Annotated in this window: 26 protein-coding genes; 5 read left to right on the top strand and 21 right to left on the bottom strand. The window is 66.4% G+C overall.

All coding sequences use genetic code 11. The features are described from left to right. Positions 1 to 13 precede the first annotated feature (13 nt). From BCY78_RS17430 to BCY78_RS17415, 4 genes are all read right to left on the bottom strand, one after another. Positions 14 to 1612, bottom strand: a complete 1599-nt coding sequence (locus BCY78_RS17430) for a peptide chain release factor 3 (RefSeq protein ID WP_068304440.1) — start codon at positions 1610 to 1612, stop codon at positions 14 to 16. 71 nt (positions 1613 to 1683) lie between these two features. Next, on the bottom strand, positions 1684 to 1881 hold the full coding sequence (locus BCY78_RS17425) for a hypothetical protein (RefSeq protein WP_068304438.1): 198 nt from the start codon (positions 1879 to 1881) through the stop codon (positions 1684 to 1686). A gap of 72 nt (positions 1882 to 1953) precedes the next feature. After that, positions 1954 to 2181 (bottom strand): hypothetical protein, encoded by a 228-nt coding sequence (locus tag BCY78_RS17420; protein ID WP_068304436.1) that lies wholly within the window; start codon positions 2179 to 2181, stop codon positions 1954 to 1956. Positions 2182 to 2574: 393 nt separating this feature from the next. Beyond that, positions 2575 to 3459 carry a sensor domain-containing diguanylate cyclase gene (locus BCY78_RS17415; RefSeq protein WP_068304434.1) on the bottom strand — a complete coding sequence of 295 codons (885 nt, stop codon included), beginning with the start codon at positions 3457 to 3459 and terminating at the stop codon, positions 2575 to 2577. Between the two features lie 376 nt (positions 3460 to 3835). Here BCY78_RS17415 and BCY78_RS17410 point away from each other — a divergent pair, with 376 nt between their 5' ends. Further along, a complete protein-coding gene (locus BCY78_RS17410; RefSeq protein ID WP_068304432.1) occupies positions 3836 to 5419 on the top strand; it encodes a DEAD/DEAH box helicase in 1584 nt (527 codons plus the stop codon). A gap of 62 nt (positions 5420 to 5481) precedes the next feature. Here the strand turns inward: BCY78_RS17410 and BCY78_RS17405 are convergent, their stop codons facing one another. From BCY78_RS17405 to BCY78_RS17385, 5 genes are all read right to left on the bottom strand, one after another. Further along, positions 5482 to 5745, bottom strand: coding sequence for a hypothetical protein (locus tag BCY78_RS17405; protein ID WP_068304430.1), 264 nt, complete (start codon positions 5743 to 5745; stop codon positions 5482 to 5484). Between the two features lie 119 nt (positions 5746 to 5864). Further along, the gene (locus BCY78_RS17400; RefSeq protein ID WP_068304427.1) at positions 5865 to 7235 is read right to left on the bottom strand and encodes a glutamate--cysteine ligase; all 1371 of its coding nucleotides are present in this window, start codon (positions 7233 to 7235) and stop codon (positions 5865 to 5867) included. Positions 7236 to 7290: 55 nt separating this feature from the next. Further along, entirely contained in the window at positions 7291 to 7806 is a 516-nt protein-coding gene (locus BCY78_RS17395; RefSeq protein WP_068304426.1) for a hypothetical protein, read from the bottom strand. Then, positions 7799 to 8695 (bottom strand): GNAT family N-acetyltransferase, encoded by an 897-nt coding sequence (locus tag BCY78_RS17390; protein ID WP_083195115.1) that lies wholly within the window; start codon positions 8693 to 8695, stop codon positions 7799 to 7801. Before BCY78_RS17390 ends, BCY78_RS17395 begins: the two co-directional genes overlap by 8 nt. A gap of 93 nt (positions 8696 to 8788) precedes the next feature. Beyond that, entirely contained in the window at positions 8789 to 9544 is a 756-nt protein-coding gene (locus BCY78_RS17385) for a 16S rRNA (uracil(1498)-N(3))-methyltransferase (protein ID WP_068304424.1), read from the bottom strand. Between the two features lie 12 nt (positions 9545 to 9556). On the opposite strand from BCY78_RS17385, the gene ubiA reads away from it, so the two are divergent. The 4 genes from ubiA (at position 9557) to BCY78_RS17365 (ending at position 13744) form a co-directional block, all read left to right on the top strand. Beyond that, positions 9557 to 10537, top strand: coding sequence for a 4-hydroxybenzoate octaprenyltransferase (gene ubiA, locus BCY78_RS17380; RefSeq protein WP_068304422.1), 981 nt, complete (start codon positions 9557 to 9559; stop codon positions 10535 to 10537). Between the two features lie 69 nt (positions 10538 to 10606). Then, entirely contained in the window at positions 10607 to 12586 is a 1980-nt protein-coding gene (locus BCY78_RS17375) for an OmpA family protein (protein WP_068304420.1), read from the top strand. A gap of 73 nt (positions 12587 to 12659) precedes the next feature. After that, entirely contained in the window at positions 12660 to 12980 is a 321-nt protein-coding gene (locus tag BCY78_RS17370; RefSeq protein ID WP_068304419.1) for a hypothetical protein, read from the top strand. Between the two features lie 128 nt (positions 12981 to 13108). Then, complete coding sequence (locus BCY78_RS17365) at positions 13109 to 13744, top strand: hypothetical protein (RefSeq protein WP_068304416.1); 636 nt, start codon at positions 13109 to 13111, stop codon at positions 13742 to 13744. Positions 13745 to 13763: 19 nt separating this feature from the next. On the opposite strand, the gene BCY78_RS17360 is transcribed toward BCY78_RS17365, so the two are convergent. The 12 genes from BCY78_RS17360 to BCY78_RS17305 all read right to left on the bottom strand — a co-directional run bounded on the left by BCY78_RS17360 (position 13764) and on the right by BCY78_RS17305 (position 23444). Next, entirely contained in the window at positions 13764 to 14204 is a 441-nt protein-coding gene (locus tag BCY78_RS17360) for a molybdenum cofactor biosynthesis protein MoaE (RefSeq protein ID WP_068304413.1), read from the bottom strand. A gap of 4 nt (positions 14205 to 14208) precedes the next feature. After that, entirely contained in the window at positions 14209 to 14454 is a 246-nt protein-coding gene (gene moaD / locus BCY78_RS17355; RefSeq protein ID WP_068304506.1) for a molybdopterin converting factor subunit 1, read from the bottom strand. 2 nt (positions 14455 to 14456) lie between these two features. Further along, positions 14457 to 15125 carry a CDP-diacylglycerol--glycerol-3-phosphate 3-phosphatidyltransferase gene (gene pgsA, locus BCY78_RS17350; protein WP_068304412.1) on the bottom strand — a complete coding sequence of 223 codons (669 nt, stop codon included), beginning with the start codon at positions 15123 to 15125 and terminating at the stop codon, positions 14457 to 14459. 41 nt (positions 15126 to 15166) lie between these two features. Next, the gene (locus BCY78_RS17345; protein WP_068304410.1) at positions 15167 to 16585 is read right to left on the bottom strand and encodes a PAS domain-containing protein; all 1419 of its coding nucleotides are present in this window, start codon (positions 16583 to 16585) and stop codon (positions 15167 to 15169) included. Between the two features lie 87 nt (positions 16586 to 16672). Next, a complete protein-coding gene (gene uvrC, locus BCY78_RS17340) occupies positions 16673 to 18574 on the bottom strand; it encodes an excinuclease ABC subunit UvrC (RefSeq protein ID WP_068304408.1) in 1902 nt (633 codons plus the stop codon). 323 nt (positions 18575 to 18897) lie between these two features. Continuing rightward, on the bottom strand, positions 18898 to 19680 hold the full coding sequence (locus tag BCY78_RS17335; RefSeq protein WP_068304406.1) for an SDR family oxidoreductase: 783 nt from the start codon (positions 19678 to 19680) through the stop codon (positions 18898 to 18900). 9 nt (positions 19681 to 19689) lie between these two features. After that, entirely contained in the window at positions 19690 to 20622 is a 933-nt protein-coding gene (locus BCY78_RS17330) for a calcium/sodium antiporter (protein WP_068304404.1), read from the bottom strand. Further along, positions 20622 to 20822, bottom strand: a complete 201-nt coding sequence (locus BCY78_RS17325) for a hypothetical protein (RefSeq protein ID WP_068304403.1) — start codon at positions 20820 to 20822, stop codon at positions 20622 to 20624. Before BCY78_RS17325 ends, BCY78_RS17330 begins: the two co-directional genes overlap by 1 nt. A 4-nt stretch (positions 20823 to 20826) precedes the next feature. Beyond that, on the bottom strand, positions 20827 to 21636 hold the full coding sequence (locus tag BCY78_RS17320; protein ID WP_068304401.1) for a S49 family peptidase: 810 nt from the start codon (positions 21634 to 21636) through the stop codon (positions 20827 to 20829). A gap of 97 nt (positions 21637 to 21733) precedes the next feature. Further along, entirely contained in the window at positions 21734 to 22282 is a 549-nt protein-coding gene (locus tag BCY78_RS17315) for a hypothetical protein (RefSeq protein WP_139103206.1), read from the bottom strand. Then, on the bottom strand, positions 22279 to 22863 hold the full coding sequence (locus tag BCY78_RS17310) for a hypothetical protein (RefSeq protein ID WP_068304398.1): 585 nt from the start codon (positions 22861 to 22863) through the stop codon (positions 22279 to 22281). The genes BCY78_RS17315 and BCY78_RS17310 overlap by 4 nt, the downstream gene beginning before the upstream one ends. Continuing rightward, the gene (locus BCY78_RS17305; protein WP_068304396.1) at positions 22860 to 23444 is read right to left on the bottom strand and encodes a hypothetical protein; all 585 of its coding nucleotides are present in this window, start codon (positions 23442 to 23444) and stop codon (positions 22860 to 22862) included. The genes BCY78_RS17310 and BCY78_RS17305 overlap by 4 nt, the downstream gene beginning before the upstream one ends. Positions 23445 to 23469: the final 25 nt, after the last annotated feature.

The following is a 23469-nucleotide window of genomic DNA, read 5'->3' as shown; positions in this document are numbered from 1 at the left end:
CCTGAGGCCTCTCTCAGACCATCATTTCCTTGGTCGCGGTCAGCTTGACCCCTTCATGGTCGCGCTGGATGCGGTCGATGTCCCATTGCAGGCGCGTCAGATAGACCAGATCGCCGTCATGGTCGGTGGCGATATGGCCCTTGTTGGTGTTCACTACCTTCTCGACCTCGGCCTTCTCGCCCGAGATCCAACGCGCCGAGGTGAATTGCGAGCCCTCGAAACGCACGGGCAGGCCGTATTCCAGCTCGATCCGCGAGGCGAGGACCTCGAACTGCAGCGCGCCCACGACGCCGACGATGAAGCCCGAGCCGATCATCGGCTTGAACACCTTCGCGGCGCCTTCCTCGGCGAATTGCATCAGCGCCTTTTCCAGATGCTTGGCCTTCATCGGGTCGCCCGGGCGCACCGATTGCAGCAGTTCCGGCGCAAACGACGGGATGCCGGTGAACTTCAGCGCCTCGCCCTCGGTCAGCGTGTCGCCGATGCGCAGCTGGCCATGGTTCGGAATGCCCATGATGTCGCCGGCCCAGGCTTCCTCGGTCAACTCGCGGTCCGAGGCGAGGAACAGCACGGGGTTGGTGATCGACATCGGCTTGCCCGAGCGGACATGCGTCAGCTTCATCCCGCGGTGGAAGTGCCCCGAGGCGAGGCGCACGAAAGCCACCCGGTCGCGGTGCTTGGGGTCCATGTTGGCCTGCACCTTGAAGACAAAGCCCGTGACCTTCCCTTCCTCAGGGCCGACCTCGCGCTTGTCGGTGTTCAGGGGCTGCGGCTCCGGGCCGAATTCGGCCATGCCGGCCATCAGTTCGCGCACCCCGAACGAGTTGATCGCCGAACCGAACCAGATCGGCGTCATCGAGCCATTGAGCACCGAGGCGCGGTCGAAGGCGGGCAGCAACTCGCGCGCCATCTCCAGCTCCTCGCGCAGCTGGGCCAGCATATCGGCGGGGATGTGCTCGGCCAGCTTCGGGTCGTCGAGGCCGTTGATCTTGACGCTCTCGCCGACCTTGTTGCGGTCGGCGCGGTCCATCAGCTCCAGCCGGTCGTGCAGGATGTCATAGCAGCCAAGGAAATCGCGGCCCTGACCGATCGGCCAGGACGCCGGGGTCACGTCGATCGCCAGGTTCTCCTGGATCTCGTCGATGATCTCGAAGGTGTCGCGGCTCTCGCGGTCCATCTTGTTACAGAAGGTCAGGATCGGCAGGTCGCGCAGGCGGCAGACCTCGAACAGCTTCTGCGTCTGGCTTTCCACGCCCTTCGCCCCGTCAATCACCATGATCGCGGCGTCGACGGCGGTCAGCGTGCGGTAGGTGTCTTCCGAGAAGTCCGAGTGGCCGGGCGTGTCGACGAGGTTGAAGCGGTAGGTGTCAAAATCGAAGGACATGGCCGAGGCCGAGACCGAGATCCCCCGGTCCTTCTCCATCTGCATGAAGTCCGACCGCGTACGACGGGCTTCGCCTTTGGCGCGGACTTGTCCGGCCATCTGGATTGCCCCCCCGAACAGGAGGAACTTCTCGGTCAGCGTGGTCTTGCCGGCGTCGGGGTGCGAGATGATCGCAAAGGTCCGGCGGCGGGCGATTTCGGGCGGAAGTTGGGGGCGATTGTCCAGCATGCGCGAGGCTCTAGCCGAAGGCGCGCGGCAAGTCTACTGGCGCCTCGATCCGCGCCCTTGTCAGGAAGGGTTTAGTCGGCTTGCTGGACGTCGTCGGCCTTGACCACAACGGCGGGGCGGGCCGGCGGCGGGGTCAGCATCCGCAGTGAGACAGCGCAGACGCCTTGGGCGTTGCATTGCGGGGCGGTGTCCGTGCTGGCGGCCACGGCGATGGAGCCGTTCAGCGAGAGGGTCAGCAGGGCGGCAAGCGCGAGGGCGGTGCGGGTCATGGCGGTCATCCTTGTGCAGGTGTTGCAAGGAGAACGACGCTCAGGACTCGCGGGTTCCCGCCCATGAGAAATTTAGCTGTGGACAGTCGCAACCCGAGGGGTGTCGGCCTGCGCCTCGGTAGCCGACGCGGCTTGCGTCGAGGCATGGATATGGGCCGGGCGCGGCGGCGGCGGGGTCAGCATGCGCAGGGACAGGGCGCAGACGCCACGGTCGTTGCAGGCGCTTTCCGTCGCGCTGACTTGCGCGCCGTTGAGGGTGAGCGTGGCGAGGGTCGCAAGGGTGAGGGCAAGGCGGGTCATGGCAGCAAACTCCGGACAACTGGGGGAACATGGCCATGGGTCGCGCCGGGGCCTTCTTCGGTTCAATCGAAGGGCCGGATAAAAAAGACCGCCCCGAGGGGCGGTCGAGAAACGTCCGAAGGGACGGGGGACAAGGGACGGCCGAACGTCGGCCAATGGCGTGCCGGAGGAAATACGCCGGCAGGCCGATACTCACGCAACACGGCAGCGGGGCGCTGACTCCCCGGGGCCAACAGCGCAGCGGCACGAGGGAACACCGACCGCGCTGAGTTCGCGAGGTCAACGCACGGCTTGAGCCTTTGGTTCCCGTGTTTCGCGAAAAAAAAATTGAAAAGCGAAACGCCGCGGATCCGGGGATCGCGGCGTCGCTTTTCATAGGGGCTGTCGGGTGGATCAGTTGACCATGACCTTCCGGCGCATCGCGTTGGAGGCGACGCAGATCCGGTTCCGGCCGCTGGCCTTGGCTTCGTACAGCTGGGCATCGGCGCGGTCGGTCCAATCCTCGACATCCAGCAGCGAATCGCAGGCCTCGGCCACGCCGAAGCTGGAGGTCACCTTGATCTCGGGATGGCCGGGGATCACCGCAGCCTCGATGGCGCGGCGGACCCGCTCGGCCACATCGGCGGCGGTCATGGAATCGGCATTGGCCACCAGCAGCGCGAATTCCTCGCCGCCCACGCGGCCGAAGCTGTCTTCGACCCGCAGCTCCCGCAGCACGGTGCGGGCCACGGTCTTCAGCACGGCATCACCGGCGGCATGGCCCCACGTGTCGTTGATCTTCTTGAAGTGGTCGAGGTCGAACAGCACCAGCGACGCCTTGGCATGGTTGCGGGCGCGTGCGGCGAAGGTCTTGCGCAGGATGTCCGAGAAGGCGCGCCGGGTCATGGCGCCGGTTAGCACATCGCGGCTGGCTTCGGACCACAAGCTCACTTGATCGACGACCAGCTTGGCAAAACCCTCCAACAACTGGCAATCCCGGTCCGAGAAGCTGCGGTCAGCGGTGTCGAGGATGCGCAGGGTGCCGATCACCGACTCCTCGGAGATCAGCGGAATTTCCAGAAACGAGCGATAGACGCCGCCGTCCGAATTGGCCGGAGCCCCATGCAGCGCCACCGCGACGGCGGGGACGTGGAAAACGGATTTGATCAGGTCCGTCACCGCCGAGAACTGGGCGGGAGCCGGCAGGGCGGCCTGTATCGGGGTATTCAGCATAGAACTGGCCTCATCCGCCGGATCGGCGGCATACTCGAACTCGGTGATGGCGGCATGGGCGTTCATCGGCTCCATCCTCGGCTGACGTGTCGGGACCTTGCCGTTATCGAGCCGGATTGAGACCGGGTTTGGGACGCTGTAGGGCGAAAAGAAGGTTAATTTCGACTTAACCATGACCGCCCCGTTAACTTTGCCTTAATTCTGCCGCGATTAGTGGTCGGTCCGGGCTGTGGCGGGGAATTGTTGCGGGGGCGGGGCCGATTTAACCCTCTGTTCAGGGGCAAAATGGGGCAAATCCCCTGTTTCCGTTGACCTGTGGGCATATTTGCGGTAGGGCGCGCCATCCGGTCCTGCCGCAAGGTGGGTCCGAACCGCTGCCGGGGCGCGGTGACTGGCGTCCCTTACATTCCTTGCGGCCCGATGCCGCAAACGACGGACGTACATGACCAAATTTTCTGACCTCAAGCTGGACCCCAAGGTCCTGAAGGCCGTGGCCGAAGCTGGCTACGAAAACCCCACGCCGATTCAGGCTCAGGCGATCCCCGAGGCGCTGGAAGGCCGTGACGTGCTGGGCATCGCCCAGACGGGCACCGGCAAGACCGCCAGCTTCACGCTGCCGTTGATCACTCGTCTGGCCCGTGGCCGTGCCCGCGCCCGGATGCCGCGCTCGCTGGTTCTGGCGCCGACGCGCGAACTGGCCGCTCAGGTCGCCGAGAACTTCGACATCTACGCGAAGTATACCAAGCTGACGAAAGCGCTGCTGATCGGTGGCGTCTCGTTCGCCGAGCAGGACAAGCTGATCGACCGTGGCGTCGACGTGCTGATCGCCACCCCGGGCCGTCTTCTGGACCATTTCGAGCGTGGCAAGCTGCTGTTGACCGGCGTCGAAGTGATGGTGGTCGACGAGGCCGACCGGATGCTCGACATGGGCTTCATCCCGGATATCGAGCGCATCTTCCAGCTGACGCCGTTTACCCGTCAGACGCTGTTCTTCTCGGCCACCATGGCGCCCGAGATCGAGCGCATCACCAACATGTTCCTGTCGAACCCGGTGCGCGTCGAAGTCGCGCGTCAGGCGACGACCGCCGAGACCATCGAGCAGAAGCTGATCGAGCTGTCGCCGACCCGTCGCGACCGCGCCTTCAGCGAGAAGCGCGCCATGCTGCGCTCGCTCATCGCCGCCGAGGGCGACGCCTGCTCGAACGCCATCATCTTCTGCAACCGCAAGATCGACGTGGACGTGGTCGCCAAGTCCTTGGCCAAGCACGGTTTCAACGCCGCGCCCATCCATGGTGATCTGGATCAGTCGGTGCGCATGCGCACGCTTGAAGGGTTCCGCGACGGCTCGATCCGTTTGCTGATCGCTTCGGACGTGGCGGCGCGTGGCCTCGACATCCCGGCCGTGAGCCACGTCTTCAACTTCGACGTGCCCTCGCATTCCGAGGATTACGTCCACCGCATCGGCCGCACCGGCCGCGCCGGTCGCAAGGGCAAGGCCTTCACCATCGCCACCCCGGCCGATGAGAAGTATCTCGCTGCGATCGAGCATCTGCTGCAAAAGCCGCTGCCGCGCGGTGAGGCGCCGGAAGGCTTCGCCGAAGCCGCTGCCGAGGCACGTCCCGACCGCAAGCGTTCGGAGAAGAGCGAAGGTCGCAGCACGCGTTCGCGCAGCCGTCGTGGCGACAAGGGTGACAAGCCCGCCGACAAAGCCAGCGAGAAGGTCGCCGACAAGGCCCGCGCCGAACGGGCCGAGCGTGTCGAGGCCGAGGTGCTGGAAGCCGTCGCGCAGGAGGCCGCCGCCGAGGTCGAGGCCAAGCCCGCCCGCGAAGAGCCGCGCCGCGAGAGCCGCTCGGACAACCGCGCCGACAACCGCAATGACAGCCGGAATGACAATCGCAACGAGAAGTCGGGCGAGGGTCGCAGCCGTGGTCGTGGCCGCCGTGATCGTGATGACCAGCCGGTCGTCGGCATGGGCGACCATGTGCCGGAGTTCCTGATGCGAGAATTCCGCGCCAAGGCCAGCTGAACCGGGCCTGATGGCAAAGCAAAAGGGGCGCCTCTCGGGGCGCCCCTTCGCTATTCAGCACTTCAACGCGCGGCCAACTCTTCCATCGCGGCGGCGGTGCGGCGGGTGTTCTGGTAGATGCCGAGGCCGAGGTACATGAAGCCCGCCATCAGCGTGACATAGAGCAGCCCGCCGATCAGCACGCCGACGGCGACGAGGGCGCTGGGGATACCGTTCTGGCTGGGGATGAACAGCGTCGCCACGGTGCCGAACAGCACCCCGATCAGCAGGATGATGACGAGAACGTTGATCAGCTTCTCGAGCATGTTGATGAAAAAGTCGCGCATGGATCTCTCCTGGAAAATGTAGGTCTGAAAAAAGCTCAGGCCGTCAGGAAAGCACGAGGGGCGCGACACGGCAAGCCGTGCGCGCCCCTTGTCTCATTGCCGCACGCAAGCGTGACGGATCAGTAGCTGTACTCGCCGTAGATGCGCGACAGATCGCCATTCCAGTCGCCGTTATAGCGGGCCAGCAGCTCGTCCGCCGGGGCCATCCCGGTTTCGAGGCTGTCCTGCAGCGCGCTGAGGAAATGGGTCTCGTCGGGTACCAGACCGCCGGCCCCCTTGCGGGCGCGGGCTTTCAGGCCGGCTTCGCTGATGGCGACGACCTGACGGGCCAGATCCATCATCTTTACGCCATGCGTCTCGGCCTGAAGGCCATCGACGCTGGCCGCGACACGCAGGGCCTCGCGGGTCTCGGTGTCCCAGTCCTTGCACAGATCCCAGGCGGCATCGAGCGACGATTGGTCGTACATCATGCCGACCCACAGGGCGGGCAGGGCGCACAGACGGCGCCATTGGCCACCGTCGGCGCCGCGCATCTCGAGGTATTTCTTCAGACGGGCCTCGGGGAAGATCGTCGTCAGGTGGTCGGCCCAATCGCTGAGCGTCGGCACCTCACCCGGCAGCGCCGGCAGCTGACCCTTCAGGAAGTCGCGGAAGGACTGACCCAAGGCATTGATATACTTGCCATCGCGGTAGACGAAATACATCGGCACATCGAGGGCGTAGTCGACATAACGCTCAAAGCCCATGCCGTCCTCGAAGACGAAGGGCAGGGTCCCGGTGCGCGAGGAATCGAGGTCGCGCCAAATGCGCGAACGCCAGGATTTGTGGCCGTTCACCTTGCCATCGAAGAAGGGCGAGTTGGCAAACAGCGCCGTTGCAACGGGTTGCAGGGCCAGCGCCACGCGCAGCTTTTGCACCATGTCGGCCTCGGACGCGAAGTCGAGGTTCACCTGCACGGTGCAGGTGCGGTACATCATTTGCGTACCGTGCGTGCCGACCGTCGGCATGTAATCAGTCATCAGCCGGTAGCGCCCCTTGGGCATCATCGGCATCTCGTCATGCGACCAGATCGGCGCGGCGCCGAGGCCGATGAAGCCCACGCCCACCTCGTCGGCGATGGATTTCACCTCGCGCAGGTGTTCGTTCACCTCGTCGCAGGTCTGGTGGATCGTCTCCAAGGGCGCGCCCGAGAGTTCCAGCTGCCCACCCGGCTCAAGGCTGACATTGGCCCCGTTCAGCGTGAGGCCGATGATCTTGTCGCCTTCCAGCACCGGCTGCCAGCCATAGCGGTCGCGCAGCCCCTCCAGCACCATCCGGATCGAGCGCTCGCCGTCATAGGGCAGCGGCTTCAGGCTGTCCTTGCAATAGCCGAACTTCTCGTGCTCGGTGCCGATGCGCCAATCGTCCTTCGGCTTGCCGCCCGAGGCGAGGTATTCAGCCAGTTGATCTTGGTGCTCGATCGGCCCGCCGCCGGATTGAGGGATGGACATGTCTTTGGCGCTCCGGGCTCAAGTTTCGGACCCCAGACCTGTAGCGCGGGCGACCTCAAGTCAAGAGGCGGCGGGTCGGATGGCGCCATATCAGGCGCGCGCGCGGGGCAGGGCCCTGGGCGATGATGCGCAACAGGCGCGGCATGTCGAGGCCGGGCAGGGCGGCAAAGGCGTCGAACAGGGCCTCGGCCCCGGTCGCGTCACGCGGAATCGCAAGGATGCTGCCGTCGAAACTTTCCACCAGCCAGAACGACCCATCGGCGCTGAGGGACAGCGCGAGGACATGGTCGATCACCACGATCCCACCGCCACGCGGGCCGAAATAGCGGATCTCGCCCTCGACCAGCTCGACCATGCCGACGCCGGTGTTGCGGGTGGCGAAGCGGACCCGTTGCAGCGCGCTGAACAACAGCCCACCACCGATCAGCGCCAGAAGCGCGCCGCCGATGTGGACGATGCCGGGGCCTTTCCACAGCCACCACAGGCCGATCAGGGTCAGCAGCGTCGCCACGGCGGTTTCCGCCCATCGCGCAATCACGGCCTTCGCTTCGGGGCGCATGAAGTCAATCATCGGGCCCTCCGAGGCGGGGCTCGCGCAGCAGGGCAAGGCCGTAGGTTCCGACACGGGTGAAGCCGATCGCCTCATAGGCGCGCGACGCGGCCGGGCCTGAGGCGAAGAGGATGGCGTGGGTAACCCCCTCGGCGCGGGCCTCGGCCAGATGCCGGGCGACGGCGCTGCGGGCGGCGTGGCGGTTGCGGTGTTCGGGCGGAGTGAAAACGCCGCCGACCTGCACCCGGTCGGGCAGGCGCGCGTTGAAGGCGGTCATGGCGAGGGGCTGGCCGTCATGCTCTAAAATACGCATGCGTCCCTCAAGGATCGCCTGCGCCGCCCGGCGCCGCCCCAAGGCCGCCGCGCGGGGGGCGGGGGTGTTCAGCGTCTCGCCCTCGTAGATCGTGAACCAATGCTCCAGCAGTTCGAGGTCGCTCGGCTCGGGTGCCCGGATCTGGCCCGGCGCCAGCGCATCGAGGCGCAGGTCGGTCAGCGCCAGACGGTAGAGCGGCTCGTCATGGGCATGGGCGAGCTGCGCGTCATCAAGCGCCATCGCCGCCCGCAAGGCATGGAGCTGCGTGGCCTCGCCAGTCAACCCGGAGAGCGGACGCCCGTCCAGCCAGCGGCCAAAGGCGGCCCAGACCTCGGGCCCGGCCTCAGGGGCTTGGAAGACGGCGTAGCCCGCGTTCGACGCGCCGAAGACCCCGGTGATGGTGGCGCCCTCGCGGGTCACAGCCACCGCCATCGCACGTGGCGAGCGGCGGTCCCCCAAGCCATGCTCGGCCAGATTCGAGCGAAGGAACATCGAGCTGTCGGCATGCCGGGCGAGGAAAGCCTCGATCGCCGGCAGGTCGGCATCACGCGCCGCAGACAGAGGAGCCGGGGGCAGGGGATCGGCAGGACGGGGCACGGGTCACGGGCTCCAGGGCAAGACACTCAGGCGTGTTTGGTGGCCCGAAATGGCGCCTGTGTAAAGGCGGCTGGCCGGGACGAGGGGCAGGCCTCAGCCGGCCACCCAATCGCCGTGCCGTGTCTGCCACAACGCCAGCGCCGCGACGGCGGCGGTATCCGCGCGCAGGATCCGGGGCCCGAGGCTGAGGCGGCGCACGAAGGGCAGGGCCTTCAGCCGCGCGCGCTCAGCGGGCGAGAAGCCACCCTCGGGACCTATCAGGATCGCGGCCGGCGCGGGGGCGGGATCGGCGATGTCCTCTCCCACGAGGCTTTCGTCGGCCCACCACAGCAGCCGATCGGCCGGCCAATCGGCCAGCAGGCGGTCCAGCCGCGTCAGCTCGGCCACCTCGGGGACGAAGGTGCCGCCGGATTGCTCGGCGGCCTCGATGGCATGGGCTTGCAGACGGTCGCGGCGGATACGCTCGGAATTGGTGAATTCGGTCTGCACCGGCAGGATGCGCGCGGCGCCCATCTCGACGGCCTTCTCGACGATGAAATCGGTGCGGGCCTTCTTGATCGGCGCGAAGACCAGCCACAGGTCCGGCGGATCGAGCTGCGGGGCCGTCGGGCCCTCGACCGTCAGCACCCCGCCGCGCTTGGCCATCCGGCCCATCACCCCCCGCCATTCGCCGTCGCGGCCGTTGAACAAGGCGACGGGCGTGCCCTCGGGCAGACGCATGACGTTGGAGAGGTAATGCGCCTGATCCTGCGTCACCTCAACCTGTTGCCCTTCGGACAGGGCTTGCTCTACATAGAGCCGAACCTTGGGGCGCGGCGCAGCGGCGTTTTCGGGGGCAGATACGGGCATGGGCGGGACTGTATGACCGGCGAAGGGCAAACACCAGAGGGCGGCGAGCGCGATACCAAGATCGCCGACCGGGTCGAGGGAAGCTGGGTCGATACCAAGGCTCCTGAGGAGCTGCGTCCCTATCTGCGCCTCAGCCGCGCGGATCGGCCGATCGGCACCTGGCTGTTGCTGTTGCCCTGCTGGTGGGGCGCGCTGCTGGGGGCCCTGTCGCTGCCCGAGGTCTCGGGCGGGCGCGTGTTCTGGGTGATGCTGGCCTGCGGAGCCGGGGCGTTCCTGATGCGCGGCGCCGGCTGTACCTGGAATGACATCACCGACCGCGACATCGACGGTCGGGTGGAGCGGACCCGCAACCGTCCGCTGGTGTCGGGCGCGGTCACGGTGCGCGAGGCCCTGATCTGGATGGCCGTGCAGATGGTGGCCTCGTTCTTCCTGCTGCTGACCTTCAACGCCGCCGCGATCACCTTGGGCATTCTGGCCTTGGTTCCGGTGGCGATCTATCCCTTCGCCAAGCGCTTCACCTGGTGGCCGCAGGTCTTCCTGGGCCTCGCGTTCAACTGGGGCGCGTTGCTGGCCTGGACAGCTGTCACTGGCTCGCTCGGCTGGCCGGCGGTGATCTTGTACATCGCGGGCATCAGTTGGACGCTGTTCTACGATACGATCTACGCCCATCAGGACCGCGAGGACGACGCGCTGATCGGCGTGAAATCCACCGCCCGCCTGTTCGGCGAGAATACCGAGAACTGGCTGCGCGGCTTCCTCGTGGGCTCGGTCGTGCTGATGTCGCTGGCGATCATCTACGCGCTGGCCCAGCGGGGCGAACCCCTGATCCTGTCGCTGTCGCTGGCCGGCGCCTGGGCCTTTGGCGCGCATCTCAACTGGCAGTTGGGTCGGCTGAACATCAACGATTCGGGGCTGCTGCTGAAGCTGTTCCGCTCCAACCGCGACGCGGGGCTGATCGTTGTGCTGATTCTTGCCGCTGCCTTGCTGGTGTGATTGCATCACGCGGCATATGGGGCTAGGCCAAGCTGACGGGCCCGCCCGGGCTGCCTTTGCGGAATCTCCATGTCACAGAAAACCCTGCTCGTCTCCATCGCTTCCTTTCTGGCGGCGGCGGTACTGGCGCTGTTGACCGCGCTGTTTCTCGTCTCGTTGGTGGAAAACCGAACCGCGAGCGAGCTGCGCGAGGCCTTCGCCGAGGCGAACATGGGCTGGACCCGGGTTGAGGTGAACGGCCTTACCGCGACGCTGACGGGCACCGCACCGACCGAAAGCGCCCGCATCCGCGCGCTGCAGGTGGCGGGCGAGGTGATCGACGCCTCCCGCCTGTCCGAGGAGATCGTGGTGCCGGTCCGCACCGCCGTCGTCGCCCCCGTCTACCGGATCGAGGTGATGCGCAACCGCGACGATCTGTCCGTGATCGGCCTTGTGCCCGACCGCCCTGAGGGCCAGCGGATCATCGACCGTCTGGCCGACGCGCTGCCGGATCTGGAAATCGAGGACATGCTGCAGACCTCGGACCATGCGATTCCCGGCGGCTGGGTTGCCGCGGTCGACTTCGCGCTGGACGCCCTGCAACGCTTCGACGTGGGCCGCATTTCCGTTACCGCCGGCCGGATCGAGGTCGAGGCGCTGGTCGATGGCCCGGAGGAACGCCGCTCTCTGGAACAGGCGCTGCGGGGCATCGCGCCGCGCGGTCAGGTGCTGTCGCTGGATCTGGTCGCCCCGCGTCCCGTCGCCGCGCCGTTCCTGCTGCGCGTCGATGCCGCCGAAGGCGCCCTGACGCTGGGCAGCTGCGTGGCCGACACCGCCGAGGCTCAGGAGCGGATCGGCACCGCCTTGCGCACGGCCGGTCTCACCCGGGGCGTCAACTGCCCGCTCGCGCTGGGCGCGCCGACCCCGCGTTGGGGCGAAGGGGCCGCCGTGGCCATTCGCGCCTTGGCCGAACTGGGGGATGGCAGCCTGACGATCTCGGACGGGACCGTGATCCTCTCCGTGCCGCACACCGTGGACACCGCCGATTTCGACCGCGTGGTCGGCCGGCTGGAAACCGCGATGCCCGACGCCTTCAGCCTCAGCGCCCGCCAGTTGGAAGCCCCGGTCGAGGAAGGCGCGCAGACCGCCGCGGCGCCGGAGGTCCTGCTGACCCTGACGGACGAGGGCCGTTTCTCGGTCGCAGGCCGCCTGCCGGATGAGCGTATCCGCGCCACCGTGCGCGCCTTCTCGGCCGCGCGCTTTGGCCCCGACGCGGTGGAAATCGCCACCCGCCTTGATCCGGAACTGCCGGCGGGCTGGGCGGTGCGAGTGTTGACCGTTATCGAAGCCCTCGCCGAACTCCATGACGGTCGCGCCACCGTGCGCGCGGACCGCGTGTCGATCTCCGGCGTCTCGGGCAATCCCGACGCCCGTAGCCAAGTCACGCAGGCGCTGCTCAATGGCCTTGGGGCGGATGCCCCGATCGAGGTCAACGTCACCTATGACGAGGCGCTGGACCCGGTCGTCAACGCGCCCACGCCCGACAATTGCGAAGCGCGCATCCAAGACATCCTCGCCGAGACGAAGATCACCTTCGACCCCGGCTCGACAGAGATCAACGCCGAGGCCGGGCGCGTCATCGACCGCATCGCCGATGTGCTGCGCGAATGCGGCGAGCTGCCCTTCGAGGTCGCCGGCTATACCGACAGCCAGGGCCGCGAGGAAACCAACCTCAACCTCAGCCAGGCCCGCGCCGAGGCCGTGATCAACGCCCTGCTGTCGCGCCGGGTGCTGGTCGCCTCGCTGGAGGCGCATGGCTATGGCGCGGCCGATCCGATTGCCGACAACGGCACCGAGGCCGGCCGCGAAGCCAACCGCCGCATCGAGTTCCGCCTGATCCGCCCCGAACCCGAGCCCCAACCGCTGGACCCCGCGCTGGAAGCCGAACTGACCTTCGAGATCCAGTCCGCCGATGACAACACGACCCGCCCGCGTCCGCGCCCCGGTTCGGAGCCGCCGGTGGAGGAAACCGTAGGCAGCGGCGACGAGGAAGCGCCCGAAGACGGTTGACGCCGGCGCCCCATCCGCGCCACATCCCCTTAACCCGCAGACCCGCTTTTTGACTGCCGCCGGAGACCCACCCATGAACCGAACCGAATTCGTCATCGTGACGGTGATCGTTCTGACCGCCGCCTTCGCGTTGGGATGGTTCGTCAATTGGTTGGTTCACCGCTTTACCCGCGTCACCCAGGCCGATTTGGGCGAGCTGGAGCGGATGGCGCAGGCCCTGCACGACGCTGAGGAAACGCGCGATCAGGCGATCGCCTATATCCAGCACCGCGACGAGGAAGTGGGCCGCGAAATGGCCCAGCTGCAGGCCGAGCTGCACGCCGCCATGGACGGCTTGCGTGGCGCCCGCCACGAGGCCGAGCAACTGCGCCAGCAACTCTCGGGCCACGAGTGATCGGCCGCGCTGTCCGGCGGCGCTCCAAGGCTTCATCCCGGCGCTACACATCGCCGCGAGCAGGTCTTGCCCGGTGCCCGGCGGGCGGGCAATGTAGGCCCCATGCCGACGCCGCACGAGACCCTGACATGAGCGGTACCTTCCCGCGCCGAGCCCGCCCCGTGACGGGACCGGCCCTTGCCTGCCTTCTGGCCAGCGCGACCCTGCCGTCGCTCTCGGGCGCGCAAACCCTGCCAGAGGCGGCGCAGGCCATTCAGCAGATGATCGACACGGGACAGGGGCCGCAAGCCGTTGCCGCGGCACGACAATTCCTGCGGCAGGTCACGGGGCAGGTGGGCTTCGGCGTCACCAATGCCCAGCTGACCGTCACCCCGGCCGAGGGCTTCGGCATGTTCCAGCCGCGTCCCAACAACATCTTCGCGCTGGGCGAGCCGGTCTATGCCTATGTCGAGGTCTACGGCTTCTCGATGAGCCAGCTGACCAATGGTGCGAACCGGCTGTTGTTCGATGTCTCGTTCACGCTGGAATCCCCGCAGGGCCAGCAGATGACCGACTCGCTGATCCCGATGGGCGAGGTGCAGCTCGACAGTTTCTCCAGCCCGGTGGACGGCTTCTTCCACCTGACCTATCGGATCAACGGGGCGGTCGGGGATTATGTGCTGCGGACGCTGGTGGTCGACCGGGCGACCGGCCAACGCGCCGAGTTCCGGCTGCCGGTGATCTTCGCCGATCCCGTCTCGCCCGAGAACATGGCCGAGAAATAAGCCCGCCGCGCCCAGACGTTTACCAGCGCTTCAGCGCCTCTTCATCGACATCGCGGGCCTCGACCCAGCTTTCGCCGTCGGCCGAGTGCTCCTTCTTCCAAAACGGCGCGCGCGACTTCAGGTAATCCATCAGGAATTCCGCCGCGGCGAAGGCATCGGCCCGATGGCGCGAGGCCGTGGCGACCATCATGATCATCTCACCCGGCGCCAGCGGCCCGAAACGATGCACGATCAGCGCGTCGGCCAAGGACCAGCGCTGACGGGCCTCGTCCTCGATGGCTGAGAGGGCGCGTTCGGTCATGCCGGGATAATGCTCGATCTCCATGCCCTGCAGACGGCCCTCGTTGTCGCGCACGATCCCGCAGAAGGTGACGACCGCGCCGGCCCCGTCGACCCGTTGGGCGAAGGCATTGCATTCGGCGCCGTAATCGAAGGGCTCGGCTTGGACGCGGATGGCCATGGGCTCAGCCCCCGGTCATCGGCGGGAAGAAGGCGACTTCCCGCACCCCGGCCAGCGGCGCGTCGAAGTCGGACAGCTCCTGATCCAAGGCGACCCGCACGGCTTTCAGGTCCGAGAACGCCAAGGCGTAGCGCTCCTCTCGCGTGCGCAGTTCCTCGACCAGCTCGGTGACCGTGGTGGCCGAGGTCTCGACCGTCTCGCGCGGCAGACCGATGCGCTCCCGCAGCCAGGCGAAATACAGGATTGTCACGCTCATTCGCCCGAATCCTTCAGATGGGGCAGGGCCTTGCGCAGGTAGTCCAACCCGGTGATCGCGGTCAGGATCGCGGCGATCCAGATCAGCGCAAGGCCGATGGCCCAGACCACCTCGCCGCTGACATTGGCCAGCGAGAGCACGTTGATCTCCGCGTCGATGCCCGCATCGGCCATCTCGGTGATGACGGCGGCATTCGACGCCAGCGCCTGCTCACGGACGTATTCCAGACCCAGAGCGGCAAACAAGGTGGAGATCGCCACCATCTGCGCCGTGGTCTTCCACTTGGCGAGCTTCGTCACCGCCAAGAGGCGCGACGTGTTGCCGAGGTATTCCCGCAGGCCTGACACGAAGACCTCACGGAACAGGATGACCGTCGCGGGCAGGATGAGCCAGGGGTCCATGCCGGAATAGCCGGTGATGACCAGAAGCGCGATCACCACCATCGCCTTGTCGGCGATCGGGTCCAGCATCGCGCCCATGCGGCTCTCCTGCCGCCAGAGGCGCGCGAGGTAGCCGTCGAAGTAATCGGTGATCGCCGCGCCGAGGAACAGGATCAGCGCCAGCCAATCCGCCCAGGGCCTGGCGAAATAGAGGAACATCACCGCCACGCCGGGGGCGGCGATCAGGCGGAGGAAGGTCAGCGTATTGGGGATGGTCCAGCGCATGGGATTGTTCGTAGCCCATGCGCTGCGCCGGGAAAAGAGGGCTATTCGGCCGCGTAGCGTGGCGCACCGTCGCTGATGTCATTCTCGGCGGAAAGCCCCATGTCTGCCGCATCGGACGGATCGCCGGACATGAAGCCGTGCTCGATGCCGTCGTCGCCCGCCGCTTCGGCTTCGGCCGCCGCTTGGGCGGCCTGCGCGCTTTCCGCCTTGGCGCGGGTGGCGTTGATCATCGACAGGCTGGTCTGGATCTGCACGGCGAGGTTGGAGAGGCTCTGCAGGCTTTCCGAAATCTCGGCCTGAACCGAGTCGATCTGGTCCAGCGTGGCCGAACAGGCGGCTTCGAAGACATGGTCGCGCCGGCTTTCTACTCGGCCGAGGATGCGGATCGTGTCCAGGCCCAGCACCAGACGCCGGATCTCGAACGCGGCGGCAATCAGCGACGCGGCGAGGTTCGCCGCATCAGCGAGGGACGCCTGCACGCGCTTCTGGCTGTCGCTGCCAAGTTTCTCGACGATCAGATGTTCCTTGCGTCGTTCCGATCCTTCTGTGCCACTCTCGGGGCGGCGGATATGGCTCGACATCTCAAGGTGCAGCCGGGCGCAATTGGTCAGGATCAGGCCGCGGCGCACGGCGGTATCCATGCGACCGCAGATATTCGCCTCGCCGGTGACGAACTTGGTCAGCCGTTCCGAGATATTGTCGAACGACGTCTTGTAGTTCATCGAGATCTGGCTGATCGGGCCGCCCTGCGGCTCCAACCTTGCGGCGATCAGGCGCATGTTCACCGGCAGCAGTTTCAAGCTGTCGAACAGGCCGACGAGGCGGGTCTGTTCCTTCAGCGCATCGGTCAGCGCGGTGACCAGCCCGGTCAGATGCGCGGCGACCTTGTCGGCCGGGCGACCGAGGCCGGCGTCGCGCGCCGCCGATTCTTCCTGCAGGGCCTGAGACATGAATTCCGGATAGGAATAGAAGCCCAGCTCATTCAGCCGCTCAAGCAGGATTTCCGCCGAGGCTTCGGCCGAGAGATCTTCCTTCTCCTCACGGCGGCGAAGATTGGCGTATTCCGCGCGGATCGTGTGGAACAGGTTCGAATTCGGCTTCATCCGGACGGAGAAATAGCCACCGTCACAGGGGATGGCAGCGGCCAGAACCCAATAGTAGCGCCCGTCCTTCGAGCGGTTTTTCACATAGCCCACGGCGGGCTCACCGGCCTTCAGGTACTGCCAGAAGATGTGGAAGAAGCCCTTGGGCATGTCCGCATGGCGGATCAGCTTGTGCGGCGCGCCGATGAATTCCCGGAAGGAATAGCCCGCGAGACGCCCGAAGACATCGTTCGCGGCCTGAATGACGCCCCGATCATCGGTGCGCGAGTAAATCAGTTCGCGCAGGTCGAAAGGCACTTCCTGCCCCGCATCGCGCGGGGCGTTGGCGTAGGAATTCGTTTGGGACACCTGGGTCATGACCTTCGTTGCCTGTGCAAGATTTGCCCCTCAATCTGCGCACAGAACCTTTCTGCAAGGTTACTATCGGCCCCGGTTCCGACCCTTCTATTCGCCCGTATGGAAATAATTGTAGACGGTTTCCGCCATCGCCTGCGAAATTCCGTCCACGGCCATCAGATCCGACAGGCCGGCGCGCGTCACGGCCTTGGCCGAGCCGAAATGCTGCAACAGCGCCCGTTTGCGCGCGGCGCCGATGCCGGGAACCTCGTCCAGCGGCGTCTTGGTCGTCGCCTTCGCGCGGGCGGCACGGTGGGTGCCGATGGCGAAGCGGTGAGCCTCGTCGCGCAGGCGCTGGATGAAATAGAGCACCGGGTCGTTGTGCTTCAACGCGAACGGGTTCTCGCCGGGGATGTGGAATTCCTCGCGGCCGAGGTCACGCTCCACCCCCTTCGCCACGCCGACGAAGGGCACATCGTCGATGCCGAGTTCCGCCAGAACCTCGCCCACCGCGGTCACCTGAGGCGCGCCGCCGTCGATGAGCAGCAGGTCCGGCCAGGCGGGCGTCGCACGGGCGGGGTCCTCTTTCAACAGACGTTCGAAGCGGCGTGTCAGCACCTCTTTCATCATGCCGAAATCGTCGCCGGGCGCGGTCTTGATGTTGAACTTGCGGTACTGGTTCTTGATCCAGCCGTCCGGCCCCGCGACCACCATCGCACCCACCGAATGCGCGCCCTGAATATGCGAGTTGTCGTAGATCTCGATCCGTTGCGGCACGTCATCCAGCCCGAAGGCCTCGGCCAGCCCGGTGAGCAGGCGCGATTGCGCGGCGCTCTCGGACATCTTCCGCCCGAGGCTCTCGCGCGCGTTTCTGAGCGCGTTTTCCACCAGCTCGGCCTTCTCACCGCGCTTTGGCACCGCAAGCGCCACGTTGCGCCCGGCGCGGGCCGAGAGCAGTTCGTGGATCAGGTCCTCGTTGTCGATCGGATGCGAGAGCAAGATCTGTCGGGGCGGCGGTTTGCCGTCATAGAACTGGGCGAGGAAGGCTTCGAGGATTTCGGGTTCCTCGGCGCCGGCGCCGGTGCGGGGGTAGAAGTCGGCGTTGCCCCAGCTTTGGTTCGCCCGGATGAAGAAGACCTGCACACAGGCCTGCCCCTTCTCTAGATGGAGCGCTACGACATCGGCCTCCTCGACCCCGCGCGGGTTGATGCCCTGCGACTGCTGCACGGCGGTCAGGGCGCGGATGCGGTCCCGCAAGGCGGCGGCGCGCTCGAATTCCATGTCGTCCGAGGCCTGCTGCATCTGCGCGGCCAACTCGGTCTGGATGTTCGAGGTCTTGCCCGACAGGAACTGCTCGGCATCGGACACGAGGTCGCCGTAAGCCTCGGGCGTGATCAGGTTCACGCAGGGGCCCGAGCAACGCTTGATCTGATACAGAAGGCAGGGGCGGCTGCGGTTGTTGTACACGCTGTCCGCACAAGACCGCAGCAGGAACACCTTCTGCAACTGGTTCAGCGTCCGGTTCACCGCCGACCCGCTGGCGAAGGGGCCGAAATAGCTGCCCTTGGTTGTCCGCTTGCCGCGATGCTTGCGGATCTGCGGATAGGCGTGGTTCTTGGCGATCAGGATGTTCGGGAAGCTTTTATCGTCGCGCAGCAGCACGTTGTAGACGGGCTTCAGCTGCTTGATCAGGTTCTGCTCCAGAAGCAGCGCCTCGGTTTCGGTCCTCGTGGTGAGGAACATCATCGAGCGCGTTTCCGAGATCATCCGCGCGATGCGCCCGTTATGCCCCGAGGGCCGGGCATAGTTCGACACCCGCGCCTTGAGGTTGCGCGCCTTGCCGACATAGAGCACCCGCGCCTCGGCATCGAGCATCCGGTAGACGCCCGGAGAGCCGTCGAGCGTGCGCACGTAGCTGGCAATCAGCGCGTGGCCGGTCAGCTGCGGGCCGTCAGTTGCCTTGGCATCGTCGGCGGGCGTCAGAGGGGGCAGGTCGGGCGTGTCGCTCATGGTCGGGCTGGCAGGATCACGGGCGTGATCGGGGGGCTGATTCTGCGGTTGCGCTGCACTGTAGCGCGGGTGAGTACAAGGGCAAAGCTGTCCACGGTTTCTGTGGATAAGTCTGTGGAGGCGCTGTGAGCCTGATCGGAATCCCCTTGCTGCAAAGCCTTTTCTGTGAGCTGCCTAATTTTTAGGCGGAAAATCAACCCCTTGTTTTTCAAGGAAAAGATTTTGCAGTCGCAGCAAGGGACTGAAATACTTATGATTTTCTTAACAGGATTGTGACGCGCTGCGGCACAGTGGACAACCTGCCGCAGGGTTAGCCAAAAGGGTTATTCCACACCCAGAATATCGGGGGTTTTCCACCCAAGGTGCTGACCGCCATCCACACAGAGTAGCTGACCGGTCACCGCCTTCGCATCCAGCAGGTATCCCAGCGCCGCGGTGATATCCTCAGGGTCCGAGCCGCGCTCAAGCACGGTATTGGCGCGCTGGCGGGTGAAGTGATCCTCGCTTTGGCGGGCGCCCTTCAGGGTCGGGCCGGGGCCGATGGCATTGACGCGGATATCCGGGGCCAAGGCCTGCGCCGCGGTGCGTGTCAGCGCCCAGAGGCCCATCTTCGCCAGCGTGTAGGTCATGAACTCGGGCGTCGGCTTCAGCACGCGCTGGTCGACCATGTTGACCACCAGACCGGCGGCGACGGGCTCGCCACGCGCATCGGGCTTTGCCTTGGGACATTGGGCGGCGAAGGCCTGCGTCAGCACGAAGGGCGCGCGCAGGTTCGAGTCCATGTGCCGGTCCCATTTCGCCCGGGTCGCGCTGTGCAGGCTGTCGTACTCAAAAATCGAGGCGTTGTTGATCAGCAGCGTCAGCGGGCCGCCCAAGGCCTCGGCTGCGGCGGGCAGCAGGGCCTCGGTCTGTGCCTCGATCAGCAGGTCGGCTTGCAAGGTCACCGCCGTCACGCCAAGCGCCCGGCATTCGGCGGCGGTGGCCTCGGCCCCGTCGGCGGAGCTTGCGTAATGCAGCGCCACGTCCCAGCCGCGAGCGGCGAGATAAAGGGCCATCGCTGCGCCCAGTCGTTGACCCGCGCCGGTAATCAGTGCCTTGCCGCTCATGCCAATCCCTCAGAACATCTGCACGACATATACGACATAGGCGAGGATCAGGATCACCCCCGAAACTTTGCCGATGCTGCGCCCGGTCGCCACGAACAGGCCCAGCAGCGCCGAGGCGCCCAGCATCAGCCACAGGTCGAGGTGCAGCATCGTCTCGGGGACCGGGATCGGCCCGACCAGCGAGGCGATGCCGATGATGCCCAGCAGGTTGAAGATGTTCGAGCCGATGACGTTGCCCATGGCCACACCGGCCTCGCGGCGGAGGGCGGCGGCGACGGTGGTGGCGAGTTCCGGCAGCGAGGTGCCGACGGCGACCAGCGTCAGGCCGATCACCGCCTCGGACACGCCCAAGACCAGCGCGATATCCGTAGCACCCTGCACCAGCAGGTTGGCGCCCAGGGGCAGGCCGATGATGCCGCCCAGCAGGTACAGGCCGATCCTAACGCCCGAGATGCCGTCTTCGGCGCCTTCCAGCTCGGCCTCGTCGGATTTGCGGTGCGCCTGAGCGCGGGCATAGCTGTTCCAGAGCATGGCACCGAGGCCCGCCAGCAGGATCAGGCCGTGCCACCAGGTGATCGGTCCCAGCCAGGCGAGGGCGATGAACAGGGCGCTGGCAGCCATCATGATCCCGAAGTCATGCATCAGGCTGCGCGAGACCGGCACGGCAGCGATCAGCGCGGGAATGCCCAGCACCAGCAGGATGTTGGCGATGTTGGAGCCGACGACATTGCCCAAGGCCAGCGCCGGGGCGCCGTCGAGGATGGCATCGACCGACACCAGCAATTCGGGCGCCGAGGTGCCGAAGGCGACCACGGTCAGGCCGACGATCAGGGCGGGCACGCCCAGTCGCAGGCTCAGGTTCACGGCGCCTTTGACCAGCGCATCACCGGCCAGCACCAGCAGGACGAGGCCGGCCACAACCATCACGATATCGAGGAACATCAGCGGTTTCCGCAGTCAGGACGCTCGCAGGGCGTCGGTTGGTTGGAGAAGTTCACGCGCTTGCAGGTCGGGCAACGCAGCCGGTCCAGCGCCGTGCGCTTGGGCGCACTGCCAAGCCGGCCCTTGGGGCGCAGGGCTTTCTGGACCATGCCCATCACCAGCATGAACAGAAGAAAGAGGACGACGACGCGGATGATCATCGCGTCAAAGGCCCAGCCGCGCCCAAAGGGCCGCTTCCTCGACCCCGCTCACGGCTTCCTGCGCCAACGACAGGCCAAAGCGCGACAGCAGCCGCTTGCGGGGGCCGAAGGCCCGGAACCGCAGCTTGTCGCCGTAGCGCGCCTTCAGCGTCGGCACGGCATGGCCGATGCCATCGGCAAGACCCAGCCGCACGGCCTCGCGCCCCAGCCAGAAGCGGCCGTCGAAGAGGTCGGTCTCGGCGGTCAGCTTGGCGCCGCGTCGTTCCTTCACATGGTCGATGAAAACGCCGTGCATCTGCTCCAGAAGGCTGTCGAGGCGTTCGATATCTTCGGGGTTCTCCGGGCGGAACGGGTCGAGCTGGCTCTTGGAGCGGCCGGCGGTGTGCACGCGGCGTTCGATCCCCAGTTTACCGATCGCCTCATGCAGACCGAAGCTGGCCGAGATCACGCCAATCGACCCCAGGATCGACGCCGGGTCGCAGAAGATGTCATCCGCCGCCGAGGCGATCCAATAGCCGCCCGAGGCCGCCGCATCCTCGACGAAGGCATGGACCGGCACCTTGGTCTCGTCGGACAGGCGGCGGATCCGTGCACCGATCAGGGCCGATTGCACGGGCGAGCCGCCGGGCGAGTTGATCACCAGCCCCACCGCCTTGGGCTTGCCGGTGCGGAACGCGCGCTCCAGCAGGGGGGCGGTGCTTTCGTCGGACAGGCGGCCACGACCGCCGGCGGCGATCATGCCCTGCAGGCGGACGATGTTCACGCGCGGGGACCGGTCGAAAAGCCGGGCGGGCAGGGCAAGGGCGTTTTTCATGCCCCCGATGTAGGGGCCGGGTCGGGGGGCAGCAAGGTCGAGGCCCCTGCGGGCGGGGAAAAAATCCGTAGATTTCCGTCGCGTTTTCGCGGGCGGCTCAGTTCATGTGCCGGATCCGCTCGCGCGAGATCAAACGATGGACGACGCGGGCGTCGGGGATACGCTCGAACTTCCATTCGCGCTGCACCGCGAGGCCGCGTTTACGCGCGCCATAGCGCGGCGCGGTCAGGTAGCGTGTGATCTGATAGTCGTCGAAGCCCCGGCGCAGGGTGACGGTGCCGGGATCGCCATCCTGCAGCGCGAGAGTGTTCATCAGGTCCCAAGGCGTGAGCGAGGTACTGGTGAAGCCGAAAACGCTGGTGATGATCTCAGCGCCCTCATCGGTCAGACGATACCGCGTCTGGCGGCGCTGGATCGCGCTGGTGACGACCCAGAAGGCGAAGCACAGCAGGATCGGCAGCATGAAACCGGCCAGCACGAGGGCGAAGATCCGCGCGGGCAGGAATTCGGTCCCCCAGATGTTCCAGAACACGGCGGCAAAGATGGCCGTGCCCGCCAGCCCGATCACTGTCTGCCGCGTGAACAGGTCGCGTATCCTGACGCTGGGGTCGGGCTTTCCTTCCCACAGGATGGCAGGCGGGCTCATGCCTTGGTCTCGGAACGGGTGTGGTCGGCGATCAGCCGGTAGACCTGCCGCGCGGTGCCGATCCGCTCGAAGCCGATGGCGACCACCACGCGCTGGCGGCGACGGTGGCTGATGCCATTGCGCGAGCGGGTGCGATAGGTGCGGATATGCTCCTCGCGGCGGAACCAGACCGTGCCGGGACTGTCGTCCTCAAGTTCCAGCACGTTCATCTCGGCGAAGGGTAAGCGCTGCACTTTCACCTGCCCCATCGACAACCGGGCGATGAAGGCGGCGCGATCGGTCAGGGCGTAGGTGGTGTGACGGCGTTGGTAATCGGCGTGGAAGGGGCGGCCGATGACCATGTAGAGCCCGACGAGGAAAAACGGCGTGACGAAATAGGGGAAGAGGCCGAACGCCCCGTCGCCCGAGGTCATCGCCCGCGCACCGAGGAACCACACGCAGGAGAAGGCGGTGAAGAACAGCCCGAAGAGGGCCTGCCCGTTAATGAAATCGCGCCAGCCGAGGCCCGTTTGCGGGCGATCCCGCCACAGCAAGGTCTCATCGCGGTCGAGGGGCGGCTGCCAGCTGTCGATGGCGCTCATTCTTCCGCCTCGCGGCGATGCGGGGCCATCAGGGTCCAGACCTCGCGCGGATTGGGGATCTGGCGAAAGCCCAGCCGCCCGGTGCGGGTAGCGACAACCCGGCCATTGCCATTGCTGCTGCGGATTGCGCTGTAGCCGAACCAGATCGTGCCGGGATGCTGATCCACCAGATCGAAGCCGCGCATCTGCTCAATCCCGCAGCGTTGCAGGCGACGGCGGCCGAAAGTCTCGGTCGCGATGAAGGCGGCGCGGTTGGTCAGCGTGTACCAAGTCTTGCCGCGCTGGTAGGAATCCATGAACAGCCGCCCGACCAGCAGATAAAGCCCGATGGCGAGGAACAGCGTGCCGGCCAGCGGGAACAGCAGGAAGAGGTAGGCGAAGGGGTCCGCCGCGCCGAAGCTGCCGACCATGACGCCGGTGCCGATCACCCAGCCGCCGGAGAAGACGGTGAAGAAGGCGCCGATCACCGTCTCGAGGCTGATGAGGTCGCGCCAGATCACGCCGGTTGCGGGTTGGCCTTGCCAGAGGATGGTCTCGCCGTCTTCAAGAAGGCCCTCCCATCCTGCGGGTTGGTTGGTCATGAATGCCTCGGGGAAAAGTCATACT

The organism is Pararhodobacter sp. CCB-MM2, assembly GCF_001691415.1.
Classification (GTDB): Bacteria; Pseudomonadota; Alphaproteobacteria; order Rhodobacterales; family Rhodobacteraceae; genus Pararhodobacter.
This window is presented reverse-complemented; position numbering and strand designations above follow the sequence as displayed.